Source organism: Mesonia profundi (assembly GCF_031085155.1).
GTDB lineage: Bacteria > Bacteroidota > Bacteroidia > Flavobacteriales > Flavobacteriaceae > Mesonia > Mesonia profundi.
Window position 1 is genome coordinate 1 of sequence record NZ_JAVHUL010000001.1, and the last position, 19,542, is coordinate 19,542.

General features: G+C 36.4%; 21 protein-coding genes and 1 rRNA gene. 13 read left to right on the forward strand and 9 right to left on the reverse strand.

Going from position 1 to position 19,542, the window contains the following annotated elements; translation table 11 throughout:
* The 3 genes from rrf to RBU60_RS00010 all read left to right on the forward strand — a co-directional run.
* Nucleotides 1-75: ribosomal RNA gene (rrf, locus tag RBU60_RS14170) — 5S ribosomal RNA — on the forward strand; the annotation flags it as partial.
* A 375-nt stretch (nt 76-450) separates the two neighbouring features.
* Complete coding sequence (locus tag RBU60_RS00005; RefSeq protein WP_308862555.1) at nt 451-1,587, forward strand: DegT/DnrJ/EryC1/StrS family aminotransferase; 1,137 nt, start codon at nt 451-453, stop codon at nt 1,585-1,587.
* A 5-nt stretch (nt 1,588-1,592) separates the two neighbouring features.
* On the forward strand, nt 1,593-2,144 hold the full coding sequence (locus RBU60_RS00010) for a nitroreductase family protein (RefSeq protein ID WP_308862556.1): 552 nt from the start codon (nt 1,593-1,595) through the stop codon (nt 2,142-2,144).
* 81 nt (nt 2,145-2,225) lie between these two features.
* On the opposite strand, the gene RBU60_RS00015 is transcribed toward RBU60_RS00010, so the two are convergent.
* Complete coding sequence (locus tag RBU60_RS00015; RefSeq protein ID WP_308862557.1) at nt 2,226-2,999, reverse strand: 2-keto-4-pentenoate hydratase; 774 nt, start codon at nt 2,997-2,999, stop codon at nt 2,226-2,228.
* 1 nt (nt 3,000) lies between these two features.
* The gene (locus tag RBU60_RS00020; protein WP_308862558.1) at nt 3,001-3,504 is read right to left on the reverse strand and encodes a DUF456 domain-containing protein; all 504 of its coding nucleotides are present in this window, start codon (nt 3,502-3,504) and stop codon (nt 3,001-3,003) included.
* Between the two features lie 134 nt (nt 3,505-3,638).
* Between RBU60_RS00020 and RBU60_RS00025 the strand changes: the two genes are divergently transcribed.
* The 5 genes from RBU60_RS00025 (at nt 3,639) to RBU60_RS00045 (ending at nt 8,074) form a co-directional block, all read left to right on the forward strand.
* Complete coding sequence (locus RBU60_RS00025) at nt 3,639-3,998, forward strand: BlaI/MecI/CopY family transcriptional regulator (RefSeq protein ID WP_308862559.1); 360 nt, start codon at nt 3,639-3,641, stop codon at nt 3,996-3,998.
* Nucleotide 3,999: 1 nt separating this feature from the next.
* Nucleotides 4,000-5,652 carry a M56 family metallopeptidase gene (locus RBU60_RS00030; RefSeq protein ID WP_308862560.1) on the forward strand — a complete coding sequence of 551 codons (1,653 nt, stop codon included), beginning with the start codon at nt 4,000-4,002 and terminating at the stop codon, nt 5,650-5,652.
* A gap of 135 nt (nt 5,653-5,787) precedes the next feature.
* The gene (locus RBU60_RS00035) at nt 5,788-6,387 is read left to right on the forward strand and encodes an energy transducer TonB (RefSeq protein WP_308862561.1); all 600 of its coding nucleotides are present in this window, start codon (nt 5,788-5,790) and stop codon (nt 6,385-6,387) included.
* A complete protein-coding gene (locus RBU60_RS00040) occupies nt 6,388-7,545 on the forward strand; it encodes a tetratricopeptide repeat protein (protein WP_308862562.1) in 1,158 nt (385 codons plus the stop codon).
* A gap of 52 nt (nt 7,546-7,597) precedes the next feature.
* Entirely contained in the window at nt 7,598-8,074 is a 477-nt protein-coding gene (locus RBU60_RS00045) for a hypothetical protein (RefSeq protein WP_308862563.1), read from the forward strand.
* 4 nt (nt 8,075-8,078) lie between these two features.
* On the opposite strand, the gene RBU60_RS00050 is transcribed toward RBU60_RS00045, so the two are convergent.
* Nucleotides 8,079-8,432, reverse strand: coding sequence for a hypothetical protein (locus RBU60_RS00050; RefSeq protein WP_308862564.1), 354 nt, complete (start codon nt 8,430-8,432; stop codon nt 8,079-8,081).
* Between the two features lie 57 nt (nt 8,433-8,489).
* Nucleotides 8,490-8,960: a hypothetical protein gene (locus tag RBU60_RS00055; RefSeq protein WP_308862565.1), complete on the reverse strand. Its 471-nt coding sequence runs from the start codon at nt 8,958-8,960 to the stop codon at nt 8,490-8,492.
* Nucleotides 8,961-9,184: 224 nt separating this feature from the next.
* Here RBU60_RS00055 and ruvC point away from each other — a divergent pair, with 224 nt between their 5' ends.
* The 3 genes from ruvC to RBU60_RS00070 all read left to right on the forward strand — a co-directional run bounded on the left by ruvC (nt 9,185) and on the right by RBU60_RS00070 (nt 10,995).
* A complete protein-coding gene (ruvC, locus tag RBU60_RS00060; RefSeq protein ID WP_308862566.1) occupies nt 9,185-9,742 on the forward strand; it encodes a crossover junction endodeoxyribonuclease RuvC in 558 nt (185 codons plus the stop codon).
* 94 nt (nt 9,743-9,836) lie between these two features.
* Nucleotides 9,837-10,391, forward strand: coding sequence for a ferritin (locus RBU60_RS00065; RefSeq protein WP_308862567.1), 555 nt, complete (start codon nt 9,837-9,839; stop codon nt 10,389-10,391).
* A gap of 52 nt (nt 10,392-10,443) precedes the next feature.
* Complete coding sequence (locus RBU60_RS00070; protein WP_407660185.1) at nt 10,444-10,995, forward strand: glutathione peroxidase; 552 nt, start codon at nt 10,444-10,446, stop codon at nt 10,993-10,995.
* Between the two features lie 108 nt (nt 10,996-11,103).
* Here RBU60_RS00070 and RBU60_RS00075 read toward each other — a convergent pair whose 3' ends face one another.
* Both RBU60_RS00075 and RBU60_RS00080 read right to left on the reverse strand, forming a co-directional pair.
* Nucleotides 11,104-12,378: a chloride channel protein gene (locus tag RBU60_RS00075; protein WP_308862568.1), complete on the reverse strand. Its 1,275-nt coding sequence runs from the start codon at nt 12,376-12,378 to the stop codon at nt 11,104-11,106.
* A gap of 20 nt (nt 12,379-12,398) precedes the next feature.
* A complete protein-coding gene (locus RBU60_RS00080; RefSeq protein WP_308862569.1) occupies nt 12,399-14,426 on the reverse strand; it encodes a M3 family metallopeptidase in 2,028 nt (675 codons plus the stop codon).
* A gap of 261 nt (nt 14,427-14,687) precedes the next feature.
* Between RBU60_RS00080 and RBU60_RS00085 the strand changes: the two genes are divergently transcribed.
* Nucleotides 14,688-14,933 (forward strand): hypothetical protein, encoded by a 246-nt coding sequence (locus RBU60_RS00085; protein WP_308862570.1) that lies wholly within the window; start codon nt 14,688-14,690, stop codon nt 14,931-14,933.
* A gap of 48 nt (nt 14,934-14,981) precedes the next feature.
* Nucleotides 14,982-15,941 carry a lipid A deacylase LpxR family protein gene (locus RBU60_RS00090; RefSeq protein ID WP_308862571.1) on the forward strand — a complete coding sequence of 320 codons (960 nt, stop codon included), beginning with the start codon at nt 14,982-14,984 and terminating at the stop codon, nt 15,939-15,941.
* Between the two features lie 6 nt (nt 15,942-15,947).
* On the opposite strand, the gene RBU60_RS00095 is transcribed toward RBU60_RS00090, so the two are convergent.
* The 3 genes from RBU60_RS00095 to RBU60_RS00105 form a co-directional block, all read right to left on the reverse strand.
* Nucleotides 15,948-17,438 (reverse strand): carboxypeptidase-like regulatory domain-containing protein, encoded by a 1,491-nt coding sequence (locus RBU60_RS00095; protein WP_308862572.1) that lies wholly within the window; start codon nt 17,436-17,438, stop codon nt 15,948-15,950.
* A 216-nt stretch (nt 17,439-17,654) separates the two neighbouring features.
* Entirely contained in the window at nt 17,655-18,143 is a 489-nt protein-coding gene (gene purE, locus RBU60_RS00100; protein ID WP_308862573.1) for a 5-(carboxyamino)imidazole ribonucleotide mutase, read from the reverse strand.
* Nucleotides 18,144-18,332: 189 nt separating this feature from the next.
* The gene (locus RBU60_RS00105; RefSeq protein WP_308862574.1) at nt 18,333-19,490 is read right to left on the reverse strand and encodes a 5-(carboxyamino)imidazole ribonucleotide synthase; all 1,158 of its coding nucleotides are present in this window, start codon (nt 19,488-19,490) and stop codon (nt 18,333-18,335) included.
* Nucleotides 19,491-19,542: the final 52 nt, after the last annotated feature.

Here is a 19,542-nt window from a genome sequence, read left to right on the forward strand (position 1 = left end):
CATTCCGAACAGAGAAGTTAAGCCCGTTAGCGCAGATGGTACTGCTTATTGTGGGAGAGTATGTCGTCGCCTTTTTTGCCTACCAATTGGTAGGTTTTATAAACCCTTCACTAAATATAGTGGAGGGTTTTTTTATGCCTTTTTTTAAGGGATTAGACTAGTGAGATTTAAAAGTACGCGATACTCCCGAAGCTTGGGGGACGCACCAGCCTTTCTTTGGAAAAGACTTCTTTTTAATTCTCTTAACAGTTTCAGCTTTAATTTCACTTGAATTCTACTACAAAGGGATTGTGGCTTCGATACAATTTTCTATCGAAAATCACTCAGCCACCGCTAATCATTTTTTAGGTTCTATTTCGATTTCATTTATTCATTTTTAGACTAGAGTTTCTATGTATTCTAAAAGAAAAGGAATAAATTTACGCTTCAGATCTAAAAATTACTTCAGGAATGACTTTATCTAAAATTTGGTTGTCTTCTCCACATATGGGAGGAAATGAAATTAACTATATCCATACCGCTTTTGACGAAAATTGGATTGCTCCGTTAGGACCTAATGTTAATGGTTTTGAACAGGACTTAAAGCAATTTATAGGAAACAACAAAGAGGTTGCCGCATTGAGTAGCGGAACAGCCGCGATTCATCTAGCTTTAATTCAGCTCGGAGTCGGTTTAGATGATGAAGTAATTTGTCAGTCTTTTACTTTTTCCGCTTCAGCGAATCCTATCAAGTATCAAGGAGCTCAACCTGTGTTTGTGGATAGTGAAAAGAGCACATGGAATATGTGTCCGAAGGCTTTAAAAGAAGCGATTGAAGACCGAATTAAAAAGGGCAAGAAACCTAAAGCCATTATTGTGGTTCATCTCTATGGAATGCCTGCGTTAATGAATGAAATTATGGCGGTGGCTAAGGATTATACTATTCCGGTCATTGAAGATGCGGCAGAAGCTTTGGGTTCTACGTATAAGAACCAGAAGTGTGGAACTTTTTCTGAGTATGGAATCTTATCCTTTAACGGAAATAAAATTATTACCACCAGTGGAGGAGGAGCTTTGGTTTGTTCTTCGGAAGAGAAGAAGAAAAAAGCTGTTTTTTATGCCACACAATCTAGAGACGATGCACCACATTACCAACACAGTCACGTGGGCTATAATTATAGACTGAGTAATATTTGTGCGGGGATTGGAAGAGGACAGATGGAAGTTTTAGAAGATCACATTGCATTACGAAGAAAAATGCATTTTTTTTATAAAGACTTATTTGCTTCGATTGAAGGAATTGAGGTCTTTGAAGAACCTCATGATGACTTTTATTCTAATCATTGGCTCAGTGCTATTACGGTGAATTCTAAGTTAACGAACGGAATTACTCGAGAAGATCTACGTTTAGCCTTTGAAAAGGAGAACATAGAAAGTAGACCTTTATGGAAACCTATGCATTTACAACCCATTTTTGAGAATGCTCCTTACTATGGAGAGAAGGTTGCGGAACATTTATTTGAGGAAGGTTTGTGTTTGCCTTCAGGTTCTAATTTAACGGATGAGGAGCGCGAAAGAATTACCAAGGTGGTACAAAATATTTTTTAACTTCTATGATACTAAAAACCATTCAGGAGAGACGTTCCGTTTTTCCTGCGCAATATAATCAAGACCGAGTAAGCAAAGAAGAGATAGTGCAACTGTTAGAAGCTGCCAACTGGGCTCCTACGCACCGTAAGACGGAACCTTGGCGTTTTTATGTGGTTACCGGAAATCAATTAGAGAACTTGGGAGATTTCTTAGCAGATATGTATCGAAAAACTACCACGAAGTTTTCTGAATTTAAGCTACAAAAGATTAAAGCTAAACCGCTACAAGCAAGTCACGTGATTGTAATTTGCATGGAACGTGATCTTAAAGAACGCGTCCCCGAATGGGAAGAGGTTGCTGCTACTGCTATGGCGGTTCAAAATATGTGGTTAATGGCTACCGAATTAAAACTGGGCAGTTATTGGAGTTCTCCAACGCTTATCAACCAGATGGGAGATTTTCTTCCGATGAAAGAAAATGAAACATGCTTAGGTTTCTTTTATGTGGGCAATTATGATGGCGAAATTCCGAAGGGAGAACGCAAGCCTATAGAAGATAAAGTGACTTGGTTGTAGTTAATTTAAGATGCTAGACCGCTGTATGCCGGCACGGAGGGTCTTATATCTTAGTCGGACACGACTAATTACAAATATCAATTAGTCTACGTCAAAACTAATTTCTCCCAGGCCTTCAATCGTAGCTTTTAGCTTATCGGAAGGCTTTAAATTCACCATTGGACCCAAAGCTCCTGATAGAATTACTTCTCCTTTCTTAAGCGGATTTCCTAAAGCACTCATTTTATTCGCCAACCAAACGACCGAATTTAATGGATTTCCCATACAAGAAGTCCCGTCGCCTTCAGAAACCAATTCATCGTTCACAAAAAGCTGCATTTTACTGTTCTCTAAATCTATATCTTGTATGGATAGTTTTTTACTTCCTAAGATAAAATGACTAGAAGAAGCATTATCTGCAATGGTATCGGTGATTTTTATGTTCCAATCTTTAATTCTGCTACCTACAATTTCAATAGCGCTTACGACATAATCTGTCGCCTTGATGATATCTTCAGTCGTGAGTTGATTTCCTTCTAAATCATGTTTTAATACAAAAGCAATTTCAGCTTCAGCTTTGGGTTGCATCAAATCCGCGAAAGCGAGATTCTCCCCTTGATTAAATTGCATATGCTGAAGTAAAATCCCGAAATCGGGTTGATCTACGCCCAATTGTTCTTGCACTTTAAAAGAAGTAAGACCTATTTTTTTCCCGACTTCAATTCCGCCTTTTGCTATTTTTTCATCTACATTGAGTTTTTGAATGGCATAAGCCGAGTCTAAATCTAAGTCGGGTAAATGCGTACGAATAGGTTCACAAGCTTTTTGAGTAATTTCTGCTTGTAACAAAATAGCGGCGATTTCTTGATGCGTCATTTTAAAAAAAGGATTGAAAGTGTTGAATAAAAATACTTATAAATATTCCCAAATATACACAGGCTGTAAGGAAACTCACAAAGGAAGAAGCTAAAAATCCTAAAAAAGACCCTGTGGCGGCACGAAAAGCTTTTTTAGTATTGCTTTGTTTGTTAAATAAAAGTTCGCCTAGGAAGGCTCCCAAAAATGCCCCGATGAGAATTCCAAAAGGAATGGGAACAAAAATACCTACAATTAAGCCCAGCGTCGTCCCAATTGCGGCGGCTTTACTCCCTCCAAATCTTTTGCTGGCCGCTGCAGGAATCACATAGTCTAAAATAAGAATACCGGCTGCAATCACAAAAGTAATCACAAGAACTGTATAATTTATCTCTACCACAGAGGTCAAATAAATCATCAATATACCTAGCCAACTCAAGGAAATTCCCGGTAATGCGGGAAGAAATGTACCCGCGATCCCTACTAGACATAAAATGAGACCTAGAAACAGTAAAATTAAATCCATAAGTATTTTTTTAACTAGAAAGTTAGTTTAAACTAAAATTTTAGTTATATTTGAGTATTCTTAAAAAGTTTAAACCAAAAGTAAGTTATATTTTTTAAGGAATTACACCTAATGAATTAAGATAAAACTGCCGTATGAAAGAATTAACGAAAGCCGAAGAAGAGGTGATGCAACAATTATGGAAATTAAAAGAAGCCAATGTAGCCGCTATGATTGAAGAAATGCCAGAACCTAAACCCGCTTACAATACGGTTTCTACCATTGTAAGAATCTTGGAAAGCAAGGGTTTTGTAGGCTATAAGAAAGTAGGAAGAGGCCATGATTATTTTCCGTTGGTCGAAAAAGACAGCTACAGTAAGTTCTCAATGACTAAGCTGATGAACAATTATTTTGATGGCTCCATGAAAAGTATGTTATCGTTTTTTGTAAAAAAGAATGATTTAAGTACTACAGAATTGGAAGAAATTTTAAAAGAAATCAATAAAAAACAATAAGATGGGATTATATATTTTGCAATTCAGTTTGTTTTTAGCGGTATTTTATATCGTTTACTTGGTGTTTTTAAAGAAGGAAACTTTTTTTCAGCACAACCGTTGGTATTTATTGCTTAGTCCGTGTGTGGCGTTAATCTTACCTTTAATTAATTTAGATATTTTAAGTCCAACCAACGCAGTAGGACAGGCTTTTGTCAATTTACCGCCTGTATTATTGGGCGATTTTTCTGGTGCAGCGGGAGAAGAACAAATGGCACAGCAAGTGATGTCGTCTCCCAATTGGAAAGATTGGTTTTTACAATATGGAGTTCTCTTTCTTTACGGACTTGGTTTTATGGTCGCGTTCTTTTTATTACTGAAAAAAACCTTTCAGTTTCATCGTTTTATGAAAACTGGAATTTTAAAAGAATATCGTGGAACTGCTTATTATCAAGTAAAGGATAGCCAAATGGCGTGTACCTTTTATAACCAGATTTTTATGGGAGATGAAATCCCTGCCGAACAAAGAGATTATATTTTACAACACGAGTTGGTGCATGTTTCTCAAAAACACAGCCTTGATTTACTCTTTTTTGAAGCACTTAAATTAATTTTTTGGTTTCATCCAGCCATTTATGCCTACCAAAAACAACTCAGCAGTTTGCATGAATATATCGCAGACGAAGCGGTGACGCGTCACACTTCTAAAAAACAATATTACCAAAACCTTCTCAATGTAGCTTTTGGAACGCATCAAATCTCATTCATCAATCAATTTTTTAATCATTCATTAATCAAAAAACGAATACTTATGTTACAAAAATCAAAATCATCGACCCGTGCAAAACTCAAGTACCTTATTGTTTTGCCTTTAATCGCGCTCATGCTGACCTATGTTTCATGTTCAGATAATGAAGAAATTGTAGAAACCAATACCTCTGAACTTCCCGCTCCGCCACCGCCACCGCCACCTGCACCGCCTGCTGATTTTTCTAAGGAAGATGTTCAACTAATGAACAATCTTCAAAAAGAATTAAATTTTATGGAAGAAGAAGGTAAAGGTTTTGATGAAATCACAAAAGCTTTCTTTACTGAAAAAGGAAAGCACATTAAATCAAAAGATTCTTATTATAGGTTTAAAATTTATTCCAAATGGATTCTGAAAAGTTCTAAAGAACAAAAAATTAAAGAAGGAACATGGAATGATGAAGATCAGAAAAACCATAATTATATGCAGTCTACAGGCTACAAGCAAACCTATGAGGATTATGTAGCTCATCGTAAAACTGTCGTTCCCCAATCTCCAGCTAAATCGGAAGGTATCCCTTTCACCGCCATAGAGCTCGTACCTGCATATCCTGGTTGTGACCAAAGTTTAAGCAATGATGAGATTAAAAAATGTACGAGTGATAAAATTAAAGCTTTTGTTAATGCTAACTTTAATACAGGTTTAGGAAAAAAGCTTGACTTAGAAGGAGTAAACCGCGTTTATGTTCGTTTTACTATCGGAAAAGATGGCAGTATAAAGGATGTAGGTGCTCGTGCTCCTTACCCCGAATTAAGCGAAGAAGCAGAACGCGTAGTAAACAGTTTGCCTAAGATGCAGCCAGGAATGCAAGATGGAAAAGCGGTTAATGTACTTTACTCGTTGCCAATTATTTTTCAAATCAACTAGAGATATACTAAACTCAATCTAATTTAAAATGCAAGGGTCGGAGTATAAGCCTCGGCTCTTGCTTTACCATATAAAGGTTTGTCAAAATATATGAAACAAATCGAACTGGATTTATTAATTAAAAAACGAATACTTATGTTACAAAAAATAAAATTATCGACGAATATTATTTTGCCATTATTGGCACTTATGCTTAGCGTGACTTCATGTTCTGTGAACCCATCTAATGTGGGTAATAAAGGAAATGAGAAGTTATCACAATATGATAAAGAGCAAATAAAAGACGAAGAAATCGCAAAGTTTAGAAAGTATATTCAAGATTCTTTAAAAGAAAGTTATGCTGTAACTGTCAAAAAAAATCTAAATACAGACGTGGATGCAGTTCCTTACTCTGCCATAGATTTGGTTCCTGCCTATAAAGGTTGTGACCAAAGTTTAAGCAAGGAGGAAATTGAGCATTGTACAAGTGAAGGAATAAAAAATTACGTAAATTCTAATTTTGACACCAAGGGCGTAGAAGAGTTTGCTCAAGAAGGAGTGAATCGAGTTTATGTTCGGTTTACCATTTCTAAAGAAGGTAGGGTGAAAGATGTTGATGCTCGTGCTTCTCATCTCAAATTAAGCGAGGAAGCAAAGCGAGTAGTTTATAGCATACCTAAAATGCAACCTGGGAAACATCGAGGAGAGGTTGTTAGCGTACTTTATTCGTTGCCAATTATTTTTGAAATGAAATAGATGTTGAAAGTAGTTAGCTTTTTAATTATTGTTTTTATAATGCCAAGAGTCGGAGCGCAAACTTCGACTCTTGCTATGGCCGATAGTTTGTATGCCGTAGGTGATTATCAAAAAGCGATTCATTTATATGAAAAGCAAGATTCTCTTTCGGCTTCTGTTTACCAAAAAATAGCTTCTGCGGAACAAGCACGAGGAGATTTGAATAAGGCGTTGATAGCTTATGAAAAATCAATTCAGCAGAATCCGAAGCTTGTGGTGGCTAAAGCTAATTATGGAAAACTATTAAGACTTACGTATCAATATAAAAAAGCAGATAGCGTTTACACGGAATTAATTCAGCAATACCCTCAAAATCCAGATTTTCAGTATCAGTTGGGACTCATCAAGGAAAAACTGAAAAATCCTAGAGCCTATCAGTTTTTTGAAAAAGCCATACAACAAGACGCTACGCATCAAAATGCTTTGTATGAATTGGCTTCTTACCATTACCAGAATAAAGCATTTAAGGAAACCGAAAACCTCACTCAAAAAGCCTTAACAAGTGCGCCCAAAAACATCAAAATGCAATTGCTTTCGGCCTTAAATGCGTATAGTCAACGGGATTATTCTTCCGCTTTAAAGCGATATCAAAAAGTGATTCAGTTGGGTTACACTTCAGAAAGTGTTTGGAAAAAACTTGGGATGTGTTATTACCAAGAAGCTTTTATCACAAAGGCCATAGAAGCTTATCAACATGTGTTAAAATTTAATGCTGAAAATGCGTCGGCTCATTTATACATAGGAAAATTATACTTACATAAAGAGAAACTGGAAGACGCAGAGAGATATTTACTCATGGCTTTATTGCTTTCTAAGCCGAAATTGGATGAAAACTATCAATCTTTGGGCTTAGCTTATAAGGGAAAACAAGAGTATAAAAAGACCATGCATTATTTTAAGTTGGCGTTAGAAGAGGATCCAAAAAAAATGAGAAGTCAGTTTGAGTTGGCAGTGGCCGCTGATAACTATTATGCCGACTTGCAAACGCGGCTTAACTACTACGCATTATTCCTTAACAAGTTTGAGGAAGAACCAAAGGCATCGATTTTTATCAAGTTGTCAAAACGAAGAATTTCTGATCTTAAAAAGGAAATCCACTTATCTAAAAAAGCAGACTAAGAATTTAAGTTTCTACTCTTCTTCTTTTCGCTGATTTACTTACATTTACCTTATGTATAAAATTACGTGGCTATTTTTATTAGTGGTGCTGCTAGGTTGTCAACAATTGGAAACCAAGAAGATTTTTTCTGACGAAATAGCAGCCGAAGAACTCAAACATATCAACTGGAATGATGTGGAGACTTACCCTAGCTTTCCCGAATGTGAAAAGTGTGAAAATAAATCGGAGCAAAAACGTTGTTTTGAGCAACAAGTAACCCGCGTTATTTATCAAAGTTTGGCTGCGCATCAAGTAGTTTTACAGGATAGCTTACAAGAAAAAGTAGTTGTGTTTATGGGAATCTCGGCTAAAGGAGAAGTAAAAATAGACTCTTTAAAAGCTTCTTCGCATCTCTATTCTCAACTTCCAGAATTTAAAACCTGGATACGAGATGCTGTTTCTAGTTTACCTAAAACCTATCCCGCTCAAAAACGAGGAATCCCGGTAAGTACCAGTTTTCAACTCCCGCTAACGATTCAATCTGAATAGAGCATTATATTTTAAATTTATAACCTAGAGTGATGTCTACGGGAAATTCTCCGTTGCTGTCTTCCATAATTGAAACTACATCGTTGTAACTAAGGGTTAAAAAACCATTAGGAGTAATTCGATAAGCAATCCCAGCACCAAAGCTTACAGGGAAATTTAATTCACTTCCGGTTCTATTTATCTTTTCATTATTACTTGGATCTGCAGAGTCTATAATGCTAAATTTTTCATTATAAAAGCGAAGATTAAATAATTCCGTGTTAACGAATAAATGAAAATCGGTTAGATTGATTACTTTAAAACGGTAATTGAGAGAAAAATTTGCTTCTGAATATTTGTACTCCTCTGACTCAAACACATACTTAAACTGTACAAAGGCGGAATGTCTTTTTAATTTTTTGTAGCTATAAACCTCTCATTCTGCCCCAAGAAGTGAAGCCGTTTCGTTGGTAGGGTTTGCAGTGTAGATTATATTGCTAATTCCGCCAAAGAATCCTAACCGGAAATTATAATCTCTTTTGGATTCTAAGTCTTCAAAACTCTTATCTTTTAAAGTATAGTATTGAATGGTAAACTCCTTTAAACTCGCCAAGGTTAAATTAATTCTATCTGTAGGAATATCTTTATCGCTGGTGAAATTTTGTAAAGTGGCTTGGTATTCTCTCTTGTATTCCCCGTCAACTTTGGTGTTGAGAAGCTCCTCTAATTCTCCATTTTTAGCAATAAAATATCGGTATCTTCCATCTATAATATTGTATAATAAAACGAGCTCTCCATCTACAGTTTTTATAAGAGAATAGGTGTCTCCTTGATAGGTGTGATTTTTTTGTGCACTTGATAAATTGAATACAAATAGCGTAATGAAAATCGTGAAAAGTGATTTCATAATGGGTGGGGTGTTTCTCAAATTTAATAATTCTTAGCTTAGGGAAGGTCGATTGTGGATTGTTTTATAAATGTTCTGCCTTTCCCTGAATAGCTTTCAAAGCATAAAAACTAGGACAAATAGGTCAAAACGAAATTCTAAAATTGAAGTCTACTAAAAACAATTGTTTAGCTTTGTGAGAAGTAGCAATTTAATATTAAGAAGCCTAACCAAGAAGATACCAAGTGAGTTCAAAAACAGAAAAAATAATTTTAGGGATTGATCCAGGGACCACTATTATGGGATTTGGACTCATCAAAGTAGTAGGCAAGGAGATGGAATTTTTGCAGCTGAATGAGTTGATTCTAAAAAAATACAGTGATCATTACGTGAAACTAAAACTCATTTTTGAGCGTACCATCGAGTTGATCGATACGTATCACCCCGATGAAATTGCCATTGAAGCTCCTTTCTTCGGAAAAAATGTGCAGTCAATGCTAAAGTTGGGACGTGCGCAGGGTGTGGCGATGGCAGCAGGATTAAGTAGAGAAGTAGCCATAACAGAATATTCTCCCAAAAAAATAAAGATGGCAATTACCGGAAATGGAAACGCCAGCAAAGAGCAAGTTGCTCGTATGTTACAAAGCACTTTAAAATTAAAAACCTTACCTAAAAACCTCGATTCTACTGATGGTTTGGCTGCTGCCGTTTGTCATTTTTATAATCAAGGCAGGGTAGAAGTAGGTAAAAGCTATACAGGTTGGGAAGCTTTTGTAAAACAGAACCCTAAAAAGCTGAAGTAATACTTCTATTTCTTTACACTTTTTCTTTGTTAAATCTTTTTGAAGATGGGAGCTTATGGGATAATCTTTTCATAATTTAGTAAAAAACTAGACTATGAACACCAACAGATTATCCAAGAAAGTAGAAAAAATATTAAATCATCAACTTGAAAAAGAAGCCAATGCCTCCCAAATTTATTTGGCTTATGGAGTGTGGGCAGATAGTGAAGGCTATGGAGGAGTGGCTAATTTCTTATTTAGACACTCTCAAGAAGAACGCGATCATATGACCAAAGTAATGGAATATATTATGGAGCGCGGGGGAAGACCAAAAATTGGTGGAGTAGAAGCGCCTCCTGCAGATCCTAAAAATATTCAAGAGTGTTTTGAGAAAATTTTTCAGCATGAAATTGATAATACCAATGCCATTTATGACATCGTTTCGTTGTCTCAAGAAGAAAAAGATTGGGCTACGTGGAATTTCGCACAATGGTTTGTAAAAGAACAAATTGAGGAAGAAGCGATGGTACTAGATATTATGGATCAGTTGAAAATTGCTGGCGGACCAAAAGCGACTTCAGAGTCCTTGTATTATTTCGATTCTCAGATTGGAAAAAGAGAAGATGAAACAGAATTAGCTAGAGATGCTAGTAGTAATCATCCTTTGTAATATCAATTTTAAATAAGAATTGGTATAATTCTTTACGGAAGAAATCACACCTATGAAAAAAGTACTCACATGCTGTATTTTAATGTTCAGCATTATGATTCAAGCCCAAAAATCAACCTCTATGGAAAATACAATTTATCAATTTAAGCTAGAAGATATTGAAGGAAATACGTTTGATCTCGCTTCGCTGAAAGGAAAAAAAGTGATGTTAGTAAATACCGCAAGCGAATGCGGACTTACACCACAATATGAGCAGTTAGAAGAAATTTATAAAAGCTATAAAAACGATAACTTTACAATTATTGGTTTTCCTGCCAATAACTTTGGAGCACAAGAACCCGGAAGCGATAAAGAAATCGCTCAGTTTTGTGAGAAAAATTATGGTGTTACTTTTCCTATGATGAGTAAAATTTCTGTAAAAGGAAAAGATATGCATCCGCTGTATGAGTTTCTAACTCAGAAAGCTAAAAATGGATTAGAAGATTCTGAAGTGGAATGGAATTTTCAGAAATACTTGATTGACGAAAACGGAAAGTTGGTTAAAGTAATTAGTCCTAAAACCTTACCCAACGATAAAAGTATTGTGAGTTGGATTGAGGAATAAAGTAAGAGCAAAAAAGCTTAAAGATAGAAACCGATTAGTTGAATTACTAATCGGTTTTTTTATTCGGCGAAAGCCTTATGCCAATTCTATTTTAAGGGAAAATTGGTATTATTCCTTTACTTCTTTCATTTGAGAACTAATAAAAGGTACCCGCGGAGCTAGAAAATAACCGGTAAGGCTCGCAAATAAAATAGGAACCAAATATTCAAATCCCGTTAAAGTCGCTAACAAAATAGTGGTACTCATAGGAGTTCTGGTTACGCAAGCATTAATGGCTGCCATACAGCTTATAATGGTAAGGGATAAATTAATACCCGGAAAAAAGTGATGCAAGATTAAACCTAAAGTAGCACCTACAAAAAACAAAGGGATAATAAATCCTCCACGCCAACCTGAAGTTACCGTTACTGAAATAGCTAGAATTTTAAAGATTAGAATTGCTCCAAGAAAGTAAAGGGAGGAGTCGCTAAAAATTAAATCGTTAATTTCATGATGCCCAAAATATCGGGTAAGCGGAAAGTAAAATGAAATAATTCCTAGAATAATTCCGCCTATTAAAGTTTTCACATAGATGGGGGAATCCAATTTTTTAAAGAGCTGTTTTAAAGATTTGGTGCATAAAATAAACACCCAACCTATAAGGGCTGCAAAACAAGCAAAGAGAATGGCATAGCCAAAATCGAATAGATTACTCATTTCATAGGTGGGTAAATCCCAAATGGGACCCAATCCTAAATGTACGATTAAGGCAAAAATGATGTAACTAAAGCAACTGGCCACGAAAGCAGGAATAATCGCTTGGTAGTATTCTACAGCGTGTTTGTAATGCAGAATTTCTAGTGAAAATAAACTTCCTCCCAATGGAGCGCCAAATAAAGCGGTAAATCCCGAAGCCATCCCAGCAATACTAAGCGAGCGCAATTGTTCTCCTTTAAGTCGGCATATTTTTCCCAGCCAAGATCCGGTAGAACCGGTGACTTGTACCAAAGGTGCCTCGGGACCTAGGCTTCCTCCAGAGGCAACGCAAAGTAAGGAGGACATAATCATGGAGGGATTATTCTTAGGGTTCAACTTTCCTTTGTTAAAACGAATGTTGTTCACAATAAGGTCCATCTCTCCAGGATCGCCAATAAAATGGATAATTAAACCCGCGAGTAACCCACTAAAAGCCATGACGGGAATCACTAACCACCCGTCAAAAAATGCCATTTGATGGGTGAGAAATTCTAATACAATCCAGTAAGCCCCAGCAGAGATCCCACCAATAACTCCTACAAGAGCCCACAGTAAAAACATTCTACTAAATAGAAAAGGTCTAAACCTTATCGGTTTGTCTAAAATGTTGAGATAAGTAACTAGTCTCTTTTTACTCTTTATTTTCACGTGATTTTTTTTTGAAGCTGCTAATGTATTAAACCTGCACGTTTAAGCAAAGCTTCTGGGTTAGGTTCTTTTCCGCGAAAGCGTTTATATAACACCATAGGGTCTTCTGTACCGCCTTGACTTAGTACGTTTTCTTTGAATTTTGTAGCTACTTCTTTATTAAAAATCCCTTCTTCTTTAAAATACGCAAAGGCATCGGCGTCCAATACTTCGGCCCATTTATAAGAATAATAGCCGGCAGAATAACCGCCTTGAAAAATATGAGAAAACGAAGTACTCATACAATTTTCGGCTACATCTGGGAACAATTTCGTGTTTTCAAACGCTTGTGTTTCGTGTTCTTTTACATTTTTTATCGTAGAAGGATCAATTCCGTGCCAAGCCATATCTAACATTCCAAAACTCAGCTGCCTTAGGGTTTGCATCCCTTCTTGGAAGTTCGCCGATTTCTTTATTTTCTCAATCAATTCCTTCGGAATAATTTCTCCTGTTTTATAATGATTGGCAAAAAGTGCTAAGGCTTCTGGCTCGTAACACCAATTTTCTAACACCTGACTCGGCAACTCAACAAAATCCCAATATACCGAAGCTCCCGAAAGACTAGCATATTTGGTGTTGGCAAGCATCCCGTGTAAGGCATGTCCAAACTCGTGAAATAGCGTAGTCACTTCATTAAAAGTTAGTAAAGCAGGCTTTTTGGCTGTGGCTCTGCTAAAATTACATACGTTAGAAATATGCGGACGAATATTCTTTCCGTCTTTCTTTTCTTGATCGCGGTAAACCGTCATCCAAGCGCCACCCCTTTTTCCTTCGCGCGGATGGAAATCGGCGTAAAATAGGGCAACTTCTTCTCCGTTGACATCGGTTACCCGGTAGGTTTTTACTTCTTCGTGATAGGTATCTACGTCGTGCACTTCTTTAAACTGCAAATCGTAGAGTTTGTTGGCTACGGTAAAAACGCCATCAATCACATTTTCCAATTGAAAGTAAGGCTTCAGTTGCTCATCATCTACGTCAAACAACTTCTGTTTTAACTTTTCGCTGTAATAAGCGCTGTCCCATTTTTCAAGATGATCTAATCCATCCAATTCTTGAGCAAAAGCGGTAAGTTCTTTAAATTCTTTCTCTGCTGCAGGTTTTGCTTTCTCTAGCAATTCCTCCAAAAAGCCATTTACTTTTTCGGGTGTTTTGGCCATACGCTCTTCCAACACAAAATGGGCGTGCGTTTTATAACCTAATAAATTAGCGCGCTTATGGCGTAAATTGGCGATTTTTAAAACGATTTCTTCATTGTTATATTTATTGTCTTGAAATGCTTTGGCACCAAACGCGATAGAAAGTTCCTTACGTAGTTCACGGTTTTTCACGTACTTCATAAACGGAATATAACTAGGATGCTGTAAAGTAAAAATAAAACCTTCTTTTCCTTTCTCTTTCGCTAATTGGGCAGCGCTTTCTTTTTCAGATTCGGGTAAACCATCTAATTTACTCTCGTCGGTGATGAGCAATTCATAATTGTTGGTTTCTGCCAACACATGTTCGCCAAAAGTCAGAGATAATTTAGAAAGCTCACTGTCTAAGGTTCTTAATTCCTTTTTGTCTTCGTTGTTTAAGTTCGCCCCATTGCGGCTAAAAGATTTGTAATGCTTTTCTAGCAATTTATGTTTTTCTACGCTCAGCTCTAAGGAATCTCTTTGGTCGTAAACCGCTTTTACGCGTTTAAAAAGGGCTTCATTTAGCGTTAAGTCATTACCAAATTCACTTAACCAAGGTGAAACTACTTGGGCTATTTCTTGAATCTCGTCGTTCGTTTCGGCAGAATTCAAGTTAAAGAAAATGCTGGTGGCTCTACTTAAGGTTTCGCCGCTATTTTCTAAAGCTTCTATGGTATTCTTAAAAGTTGGCGCTTCCGCGGAAGCGGTAATGGCATCAATTTCTGCTTTTGCCAAAGCAATTGCTTCTTTGATTGCCGGTTGGTAATGTTTGGTTTTTATTTTTGAAAATGGAGCCTCTTCAAAAGACTGCAAAAGTGGATTATTCTGATTCATAAAAGTATTTCAGTTTAAGAAAAGCAAAGTTACAAAGTAGGAGTCCAATCTTAAAAGTTAACGTAATAAAATGAAGTTAATTTAAAAATTGTACTTTGGTTTAAAATTTATTAAATATCCGCATTCACTCCTCAAACTAGTTTTTGTCACCTTGAGCGGAGTCGAAAGGTTAAACAAAAGCGTCTCGACTCCGCTCGACGTGACATTAACACTATTATCTGATTACACTAGAAACTAAACGGATAAAAAAAATTATTAAATATGATAAAACAACTTCTTTTTTTAGGATATTTTCTGCTGGTTTCCACAACTGTTTTTGCAGATACAGGCGACTTTACAAGTACTACTTCTGTTGTGCAGAAAGGAGTGGGATTGGGCAGTGTAATTGCAGTCGTAACTTCATGGGAACGCAATAAATCTATTTTATGGGCTATTCTTCACGGTATTTTTAGCTGGTTTTATGTCATTTACTTTGCACTTACTCGAAACAGTAGCGAAACGAAATAGCTTTTTTTCGGCTTAAAACTCTATTCGTGTCGATTGCGTACATAAAGTATGCGAAAAAGTCTATATGTTTTACTCTTATTAGGAATCAGTTTTTCTTTATCAGCTCAAAAAATAGAGCATACTTCTTCTTTTAGAGACATGAAAAGCGCGTCTTATTTTAGGTTCAATTACGATAATGATTATTTCGCTTCCGCGGATAAAAATTATACCCAGGGATATCAATTCGAACTCGCTTTGCCTTTTTTTGAGAAGAACCCTCTTAATTTTTTATTTTTAAAGCCGAAGCAAACAGAGAAATTATATGGCTTGGCTCTAGAGCATATTGGGTTTACACCCGATGATTATGTGAGTAGAGAGATTCAATTGGGGGACCGGCCTTTTACTGCGGTCATAATCCTAAAAAGTTTCTTGGTTGCAAAAGATACTGTCAATTCTTCCCGATTAACCTCTTCTTTAGGTTTAGGAATGATAGGTCCGGGGGCTTTTGGCGGAGAAATGCAGCGGAGTATTCACGAAGCTACAGGAAATAAAATTCCTTATGGTTGGAGAAATCAAATTGAAAATGATGTGGTGATAAACTATCAACTGGCTTATGAAAAACAAATGTTTCGCTATGCCGATTTTTTCTCCCTACAAGCACAATCTGAACTCCAATTAGGAAGTCTTTTTACCAATGCTTCTGTTGGCGCAAATGCGACTTTAGGTTTAATCAATAACGGATTCTCTTCCGCTAAGAATAAAAATAAATTTCAGGTTTATGTTTTTGGACAATCTGTGTTTAGGTTGGTAGGCTATGATGCTAGTTTACAAGGCGGACTTTTTAATACCAAAAGTGTTTATACCATTTCTTCTAGTGATGTAAAGAGATTCACGGGTCAGTTTAATTACGGACTTATACTAAGAAGCAAAACCTTGTATGTTGAATACACGAGAACAACCACAACTCCCGAGTTTAAAGACGGCGATGCCGCAAACTGGGGCGGAATAAAAATTGGGTATAGGTTTTAGATTATTCTAATATTCAAATTCTTTTAAGTCACTTTCTGGAGAAATAATGTTGTAGTCTTTCCAAATGGAAGCATTGTATTTCTTTATTTTCTCGATGACTACGCCTTCTTTTTCTGTAAACGAGTTATAGGTTTCTGTGGTAATAGGTTCCGCTTTTACAAATAAGAGTTCTTGGTTGATGTTAGAATCGTTTTCTGCTAATAAATCAAACTTAAATTTTATACGATTAGAGCGGTCATCTGTATTTTCTTTAAATTTAAAACTACGGTTGAGGTACACATAATCTTGAGTGCTACTTTTCATATACATAGGATCATACGTATTTTGTGCATTTTTTTTAAAGATAACTACACCTGTATTTTTATTTCTTCGGTATTTGATACCCAATAAAAATTTAAGATTCATTCCAGCGGCTTTTTCGCCTTCTCCCAATTCATATTCGGCTTTTACAATCGCAAAAGTTTCCGAAGAAATATAAAGTGTTCCATGGTATTTTGCTCTTCCCTTGCGCGGAACAAAATTTAAAACGTAGACCATTTCTCCTTGATAGCCTGTAATTTTCTCTTGAGTAAAATCATATGCCTTAAAATCTTCTATAAATTCCAATTTTCCTGGATGTAAATTGGCACTATGTTTCATGCTTCTCGCATAAGCTGATTTTACCTCTTTGGTGAGGAGAGAATCTTGAGAACGATTTACTTTAAACGACTTGCCTACTTCTAAAGAATCATCTATAGGTAGAAGCCCCGATTTCACTTTAAAAGTGTTTTTACTCTTTAAATTTTTTGCAATCTTTCCAAAGACTTGAGAAGAAAAGTCTTCTGCGTCTCCCGCTTTGGTCTCGTCTTTTAGTTGAGTTACTTTTTGCAAGTCAACTTTAAGACTGTCCAGTGAAGACCCTATAAAAATCTGGGTATAACTTTCTGAATAAGAGGTGTTGGTAGAATTTTTGTTGATGTGAAGTAAACTGTCTATGCTCTTATTAAAATTTTTACGAACCGATTTGTCTAAAAAAGTAGCTTTATTAATTTCAAACTCCATATCGAGTACCTTGGTAGTCGATTGTTTTCTGGAAAAAATGTCAAATTTCTTTAAACTATAGTTGTAGTTTTTATCTAGATTTTCATTGACTTTGGTCATGATTTCTTCCATAGATAAGTTTTTATTTACCAAAAACACATCTTCTAATTGGCTTACGTCCTCTTTTAAATAGATCGTACTGTTGGGCTTAAAATTTTTTAAAGTTATCTTTTGTTCTACAAAACCCATAGAAGAGAAGTGAAGCGAATCATTTGCCGAAAAGCGTTCCACGTTAATTTGAAATTCGCCCTCATTATTGGTGATCACGCCATAATTCTCACCAATTTGTACGGCAGCATAAGGGATGCTTTCATTGGTTTCTTTTGAGAATAGTTTACCCGAAAGTTGCTGAGCAGATAGAGAAAAACCTGTAAGGCATAACAGGCTAAAAAACGGTAGGAAGTATTTTTTTTGCATAGTAGCAGTTTTAGATAGTTGCTATAAATATGCTACTTTTTTTTGAAACACTCTGGTTTTAGTTTAAGATAACTTTGATTTTATATAGAATTGTCATTCCGACGAAGGAAGTATTTTTTCGGGCTGTCCCGTCCGAACGTTTCATCCGGGCGGGCGCTCAAAATTGCCTTCAGGTGTTTCCTGAAAAATTACTTTATCACTAAGTTTTTCTGAATTTTAACCTTTATTCACTTCTTTTGCGCCGTCAATTACTTTTTGCTTCAAGCCTTCTTTGTAAGTCAGAATTTTATTTAAAACACTTTTATCTGAAGTTCCAATAATTTGAGCGGCCAAAATACCTGCATTTTTAGCACCATCTAAAGCAACGGTAGCTACAGGAACACCGCCTGGCATTTGTAAAATAGAAAGTACAGAATCCCAGCCGTCGATAGAATTTCTAGATTTTACGGGCACTCCAATTACAGGAAGCGGAGAAAGTGAAGCAATCATTCCCGGTAAATGTGCTGCGCCGCCAGCTCCAGCGATAATGACATTCATTCCGCGTTCGTGAGCGTTTTTGCCGTAGTCAAAAAGTTTATCTGGCGTGCGGTGGGCCGAAACAATATCTACTTCCACCTCAATATCAAAGTCTTTTAAAATGTCTATGGCTTCTTGCATAATAGGAAGATCACTAGTGCTTCCCATAATTATTCCTACTTTACTCATCTTATGAATTTATAAAATTATTTTTTCTGATTTACAATCTAGTTGTTGTCACCGCTTTGGTTTCGATACACCCCGAAGTTTCGGGGCTATCTAATTTCACTCAACCACCACTGATTCATCTTTCACTTTTAAAATACTGAATACTGAATACTGAACTCAACTTCAACTTCAACTTCAATTTCAACTTCATCACTCACTACTAATCACTTTTATCTCTTTCTTCACAGCTTCGGCAATTTTTCTAGCTTCATTTATGTCTTTATTTACGATAGTCACATGCCCCATTTTCCGAAAAGGACGCGTTTGTTTTTTACCATAAATATGCGGAGTCACGCCTGGCATTTGCATAATTTTCTCGATGTTTTGATAGTTCACCTGTCCTTTGTGACCTTCTTCACCTACCAAATTTACCATCACGCCGCCCACTTTACTTTCGGTTTCACCTAAAGGCAAATCTAATATGGCTCTTAAATGTTGTTCAAACTGGTTGGTGTAGCTGGCTTCAATACTGTAGTGCCCGCTATTATGCGGTCTTGGCGCGACTTCATTCACCAAGATTTCATCGTCTTGGGTTTGAAACATCTCTACTGCCAAAAGGCCTACATGTTGAAAAGCTTCCGATACTTTTACCGCCAATTCTCGTGCTTTTTTCGCTACTGCGGAATCAATTCGTGCAGGGCAAATGACATATTCTACCTGATTGGCTTCTGGATGAAATTCCATTTCCACGACCGGATAAGTTTTTACTTCCCCGGAAGGGTTTCTGGCTACAATCACTGCCAATTCATTCTTAAAAGGAATCATTTTTTCAGCAATACAAGGCGTATTAGCAACAGGAATTAAATCTTCTTCATCCCGAATAATACTCACGCCTTTTCCATCATATCCGCCAGTAGAACTTTTCCAAACAAAAGGATATTCCCATTCTTTTCTTACCAAAGCTTCGGTAAGATCATCTTTTTCTTGGTACACTTTAAACGGAGAAGTAGGAATGTTATGATCGCTATAAAACTGCTTCTGAATGCCTTTATCTTGTATTTTTCTCAATACCGCGGCTTGAGGATATACTTTTTTCCCTTCCTTTTCCAATTGCTCCAACGCCTCTACATTAACACCTTCAATCTCAAAAGTTAAGACATCTACTTTTCTGCCAAACTGCAAGACCTTATCATAGTCCATCAAGTCTCCTTCCTCAAAATGATCACAGGCAATTTTGCAAGGAGCTTCGGGATTAGGATCTATGACATAGGTTTGTATATCGTATTTTCTAGTATCGTAAAGCATCATCTTACCGAGTTGACCTCCGCCAAGGATGCCTAATTTAAAAGAAGAGGAAAAATAATTCATAGGTGTGGTGTTTGAACAAAAATAAGGTTTCTTGGTTTGTTTGTCCAAGTTT

Excerpts from the sequence above, each read along its gene's own strand:
- RBU60_RS00005 (WP_308862555.1), top strand. The coding sequence starts at position 451 with ATGACTTTATCTAAAATTTGGTTGTCTTCTCCACATATGGGAGGAAAT.
- RBU60_RS00010 (WP_308862556.1), top strand. The coding sequence starts at position 1,593 with ATGATACTAAAAACCATTCAGGAGAGACGTTCCGTTTTTCCTGCGCAA.
- RBU60_RS00015 (WP_308862557.1), bottom strand. The coding sequence starts at position 2,999 with ATGACGCATCAAGAAATCGCCGCTATTTTGTTACAAGCAGAAATTACT.
- RBU60_RS00020 (WP_308862558.1), bottom strand. The coding sequence starts at position 3,504 with ATGGATTTAATTTTACTGTTTCTAGGTCTCATTTTATGTCTAGTAGGG.
- RBU60_RS00025 (WP_308862559.1), top strand. The coding sequence starts at position 3,639 with ATGAAAGAATTAACGAAAGCCGAAGAAGAGGTGATGCAACAATTATGG.
- RBU60_RS00030 (WP_308862560.1), top strand. The coding sequence starts at position 4,000 with ATGGGATTATATATTTTGCAATTCAGTTTGTTTTTAGCGGTATTTTAT.
- RBU60_RS00035 (WP_308862561.1), top strand. The coding sequence starts at position 5,788 with ATGTTACAAAAAATAAAATTATCGACGAATATTATTTTGCCATTATTG.
- RBU60_RS00040 (WP_308862562.1), top strand. The coding sequence starts at position 6,388 with ATGTTGAAAGTAGTTAGCTTTTTAATTATTGTTTTTATAATGCCAAGA.
- RBU60_RS00045 (WP_308862563.1), top strand. The coding sequence starts at position 7,598 with ATGTATAAAATTACGTGGCTATTTTTATTAGTGGTGCTGCTAGGTTGT.
- RBU60_RS00055 (WP_308862565.1), bottom strand. The coding sequence starts at position 8,960 with ATGAAATCACTTTTCACGATTTTCATTACGCTATTTGTATTCAATTTA.
- RBU60_RS00065 (WP_308862567.1), top strand. The coding sequence starts at position 9,837 with ATGAACACCAACAGATTATCCAAGAAAGTAGAAAAAATATTAAATCAT.
- RBU60_RS00070 (WP_407660185.1), top strand. The coding sequence starts at position 10,444 with ATGAAAAAAGTACTCACATGCTGTATTTTAATGTTCAGCATTATGATT.
- RBU60_RS00080 (WP_308862569.1), bottom strand. The coding sequence starts at position 14,426 with ATGAATCAGAATAATCCACTTTTGCAGTCTTTTGAAGAGGCTCCATTT.
- RBU60_RS00085 (WP_308862570.1), top strand. The coding sequence starts at position 14,688 with ATGATAAAACAACTTCTTTTTTTAGGATATTTTCTGCTGGTTTCCACA.
- RBU60_RS00090 (WP_308862571.1), top strand. The coding sequence starts at position 14,982 with ATGCGAAAAAGTCTATATGTTTTACTCTTATTAGGAATCAGTTTTTCT.
- RBU60_RS00095 (WP_308862572.1), bottom strand. The coding sequence starts at position 17,438 with ATGCAAAAAAAATACTTCCTACCGTTTTTTAGCCTGTTATGCCTTACA.
- purE (WP_308862573.1), bottom strand. The coding sequence starts at position 18,143 with ATGAGTAAAGTAGGAATAATTATGGGAAGCACTAGTGATCTTCCTATT.
- RBU60_RS00105 (WP_308862574.1), bottom strand. The coding sequence starts at position 19,490 with ATGAATTATTTTTCCTCTTCTTTTAAATTAGGCATCCTTGGCGGAGGT.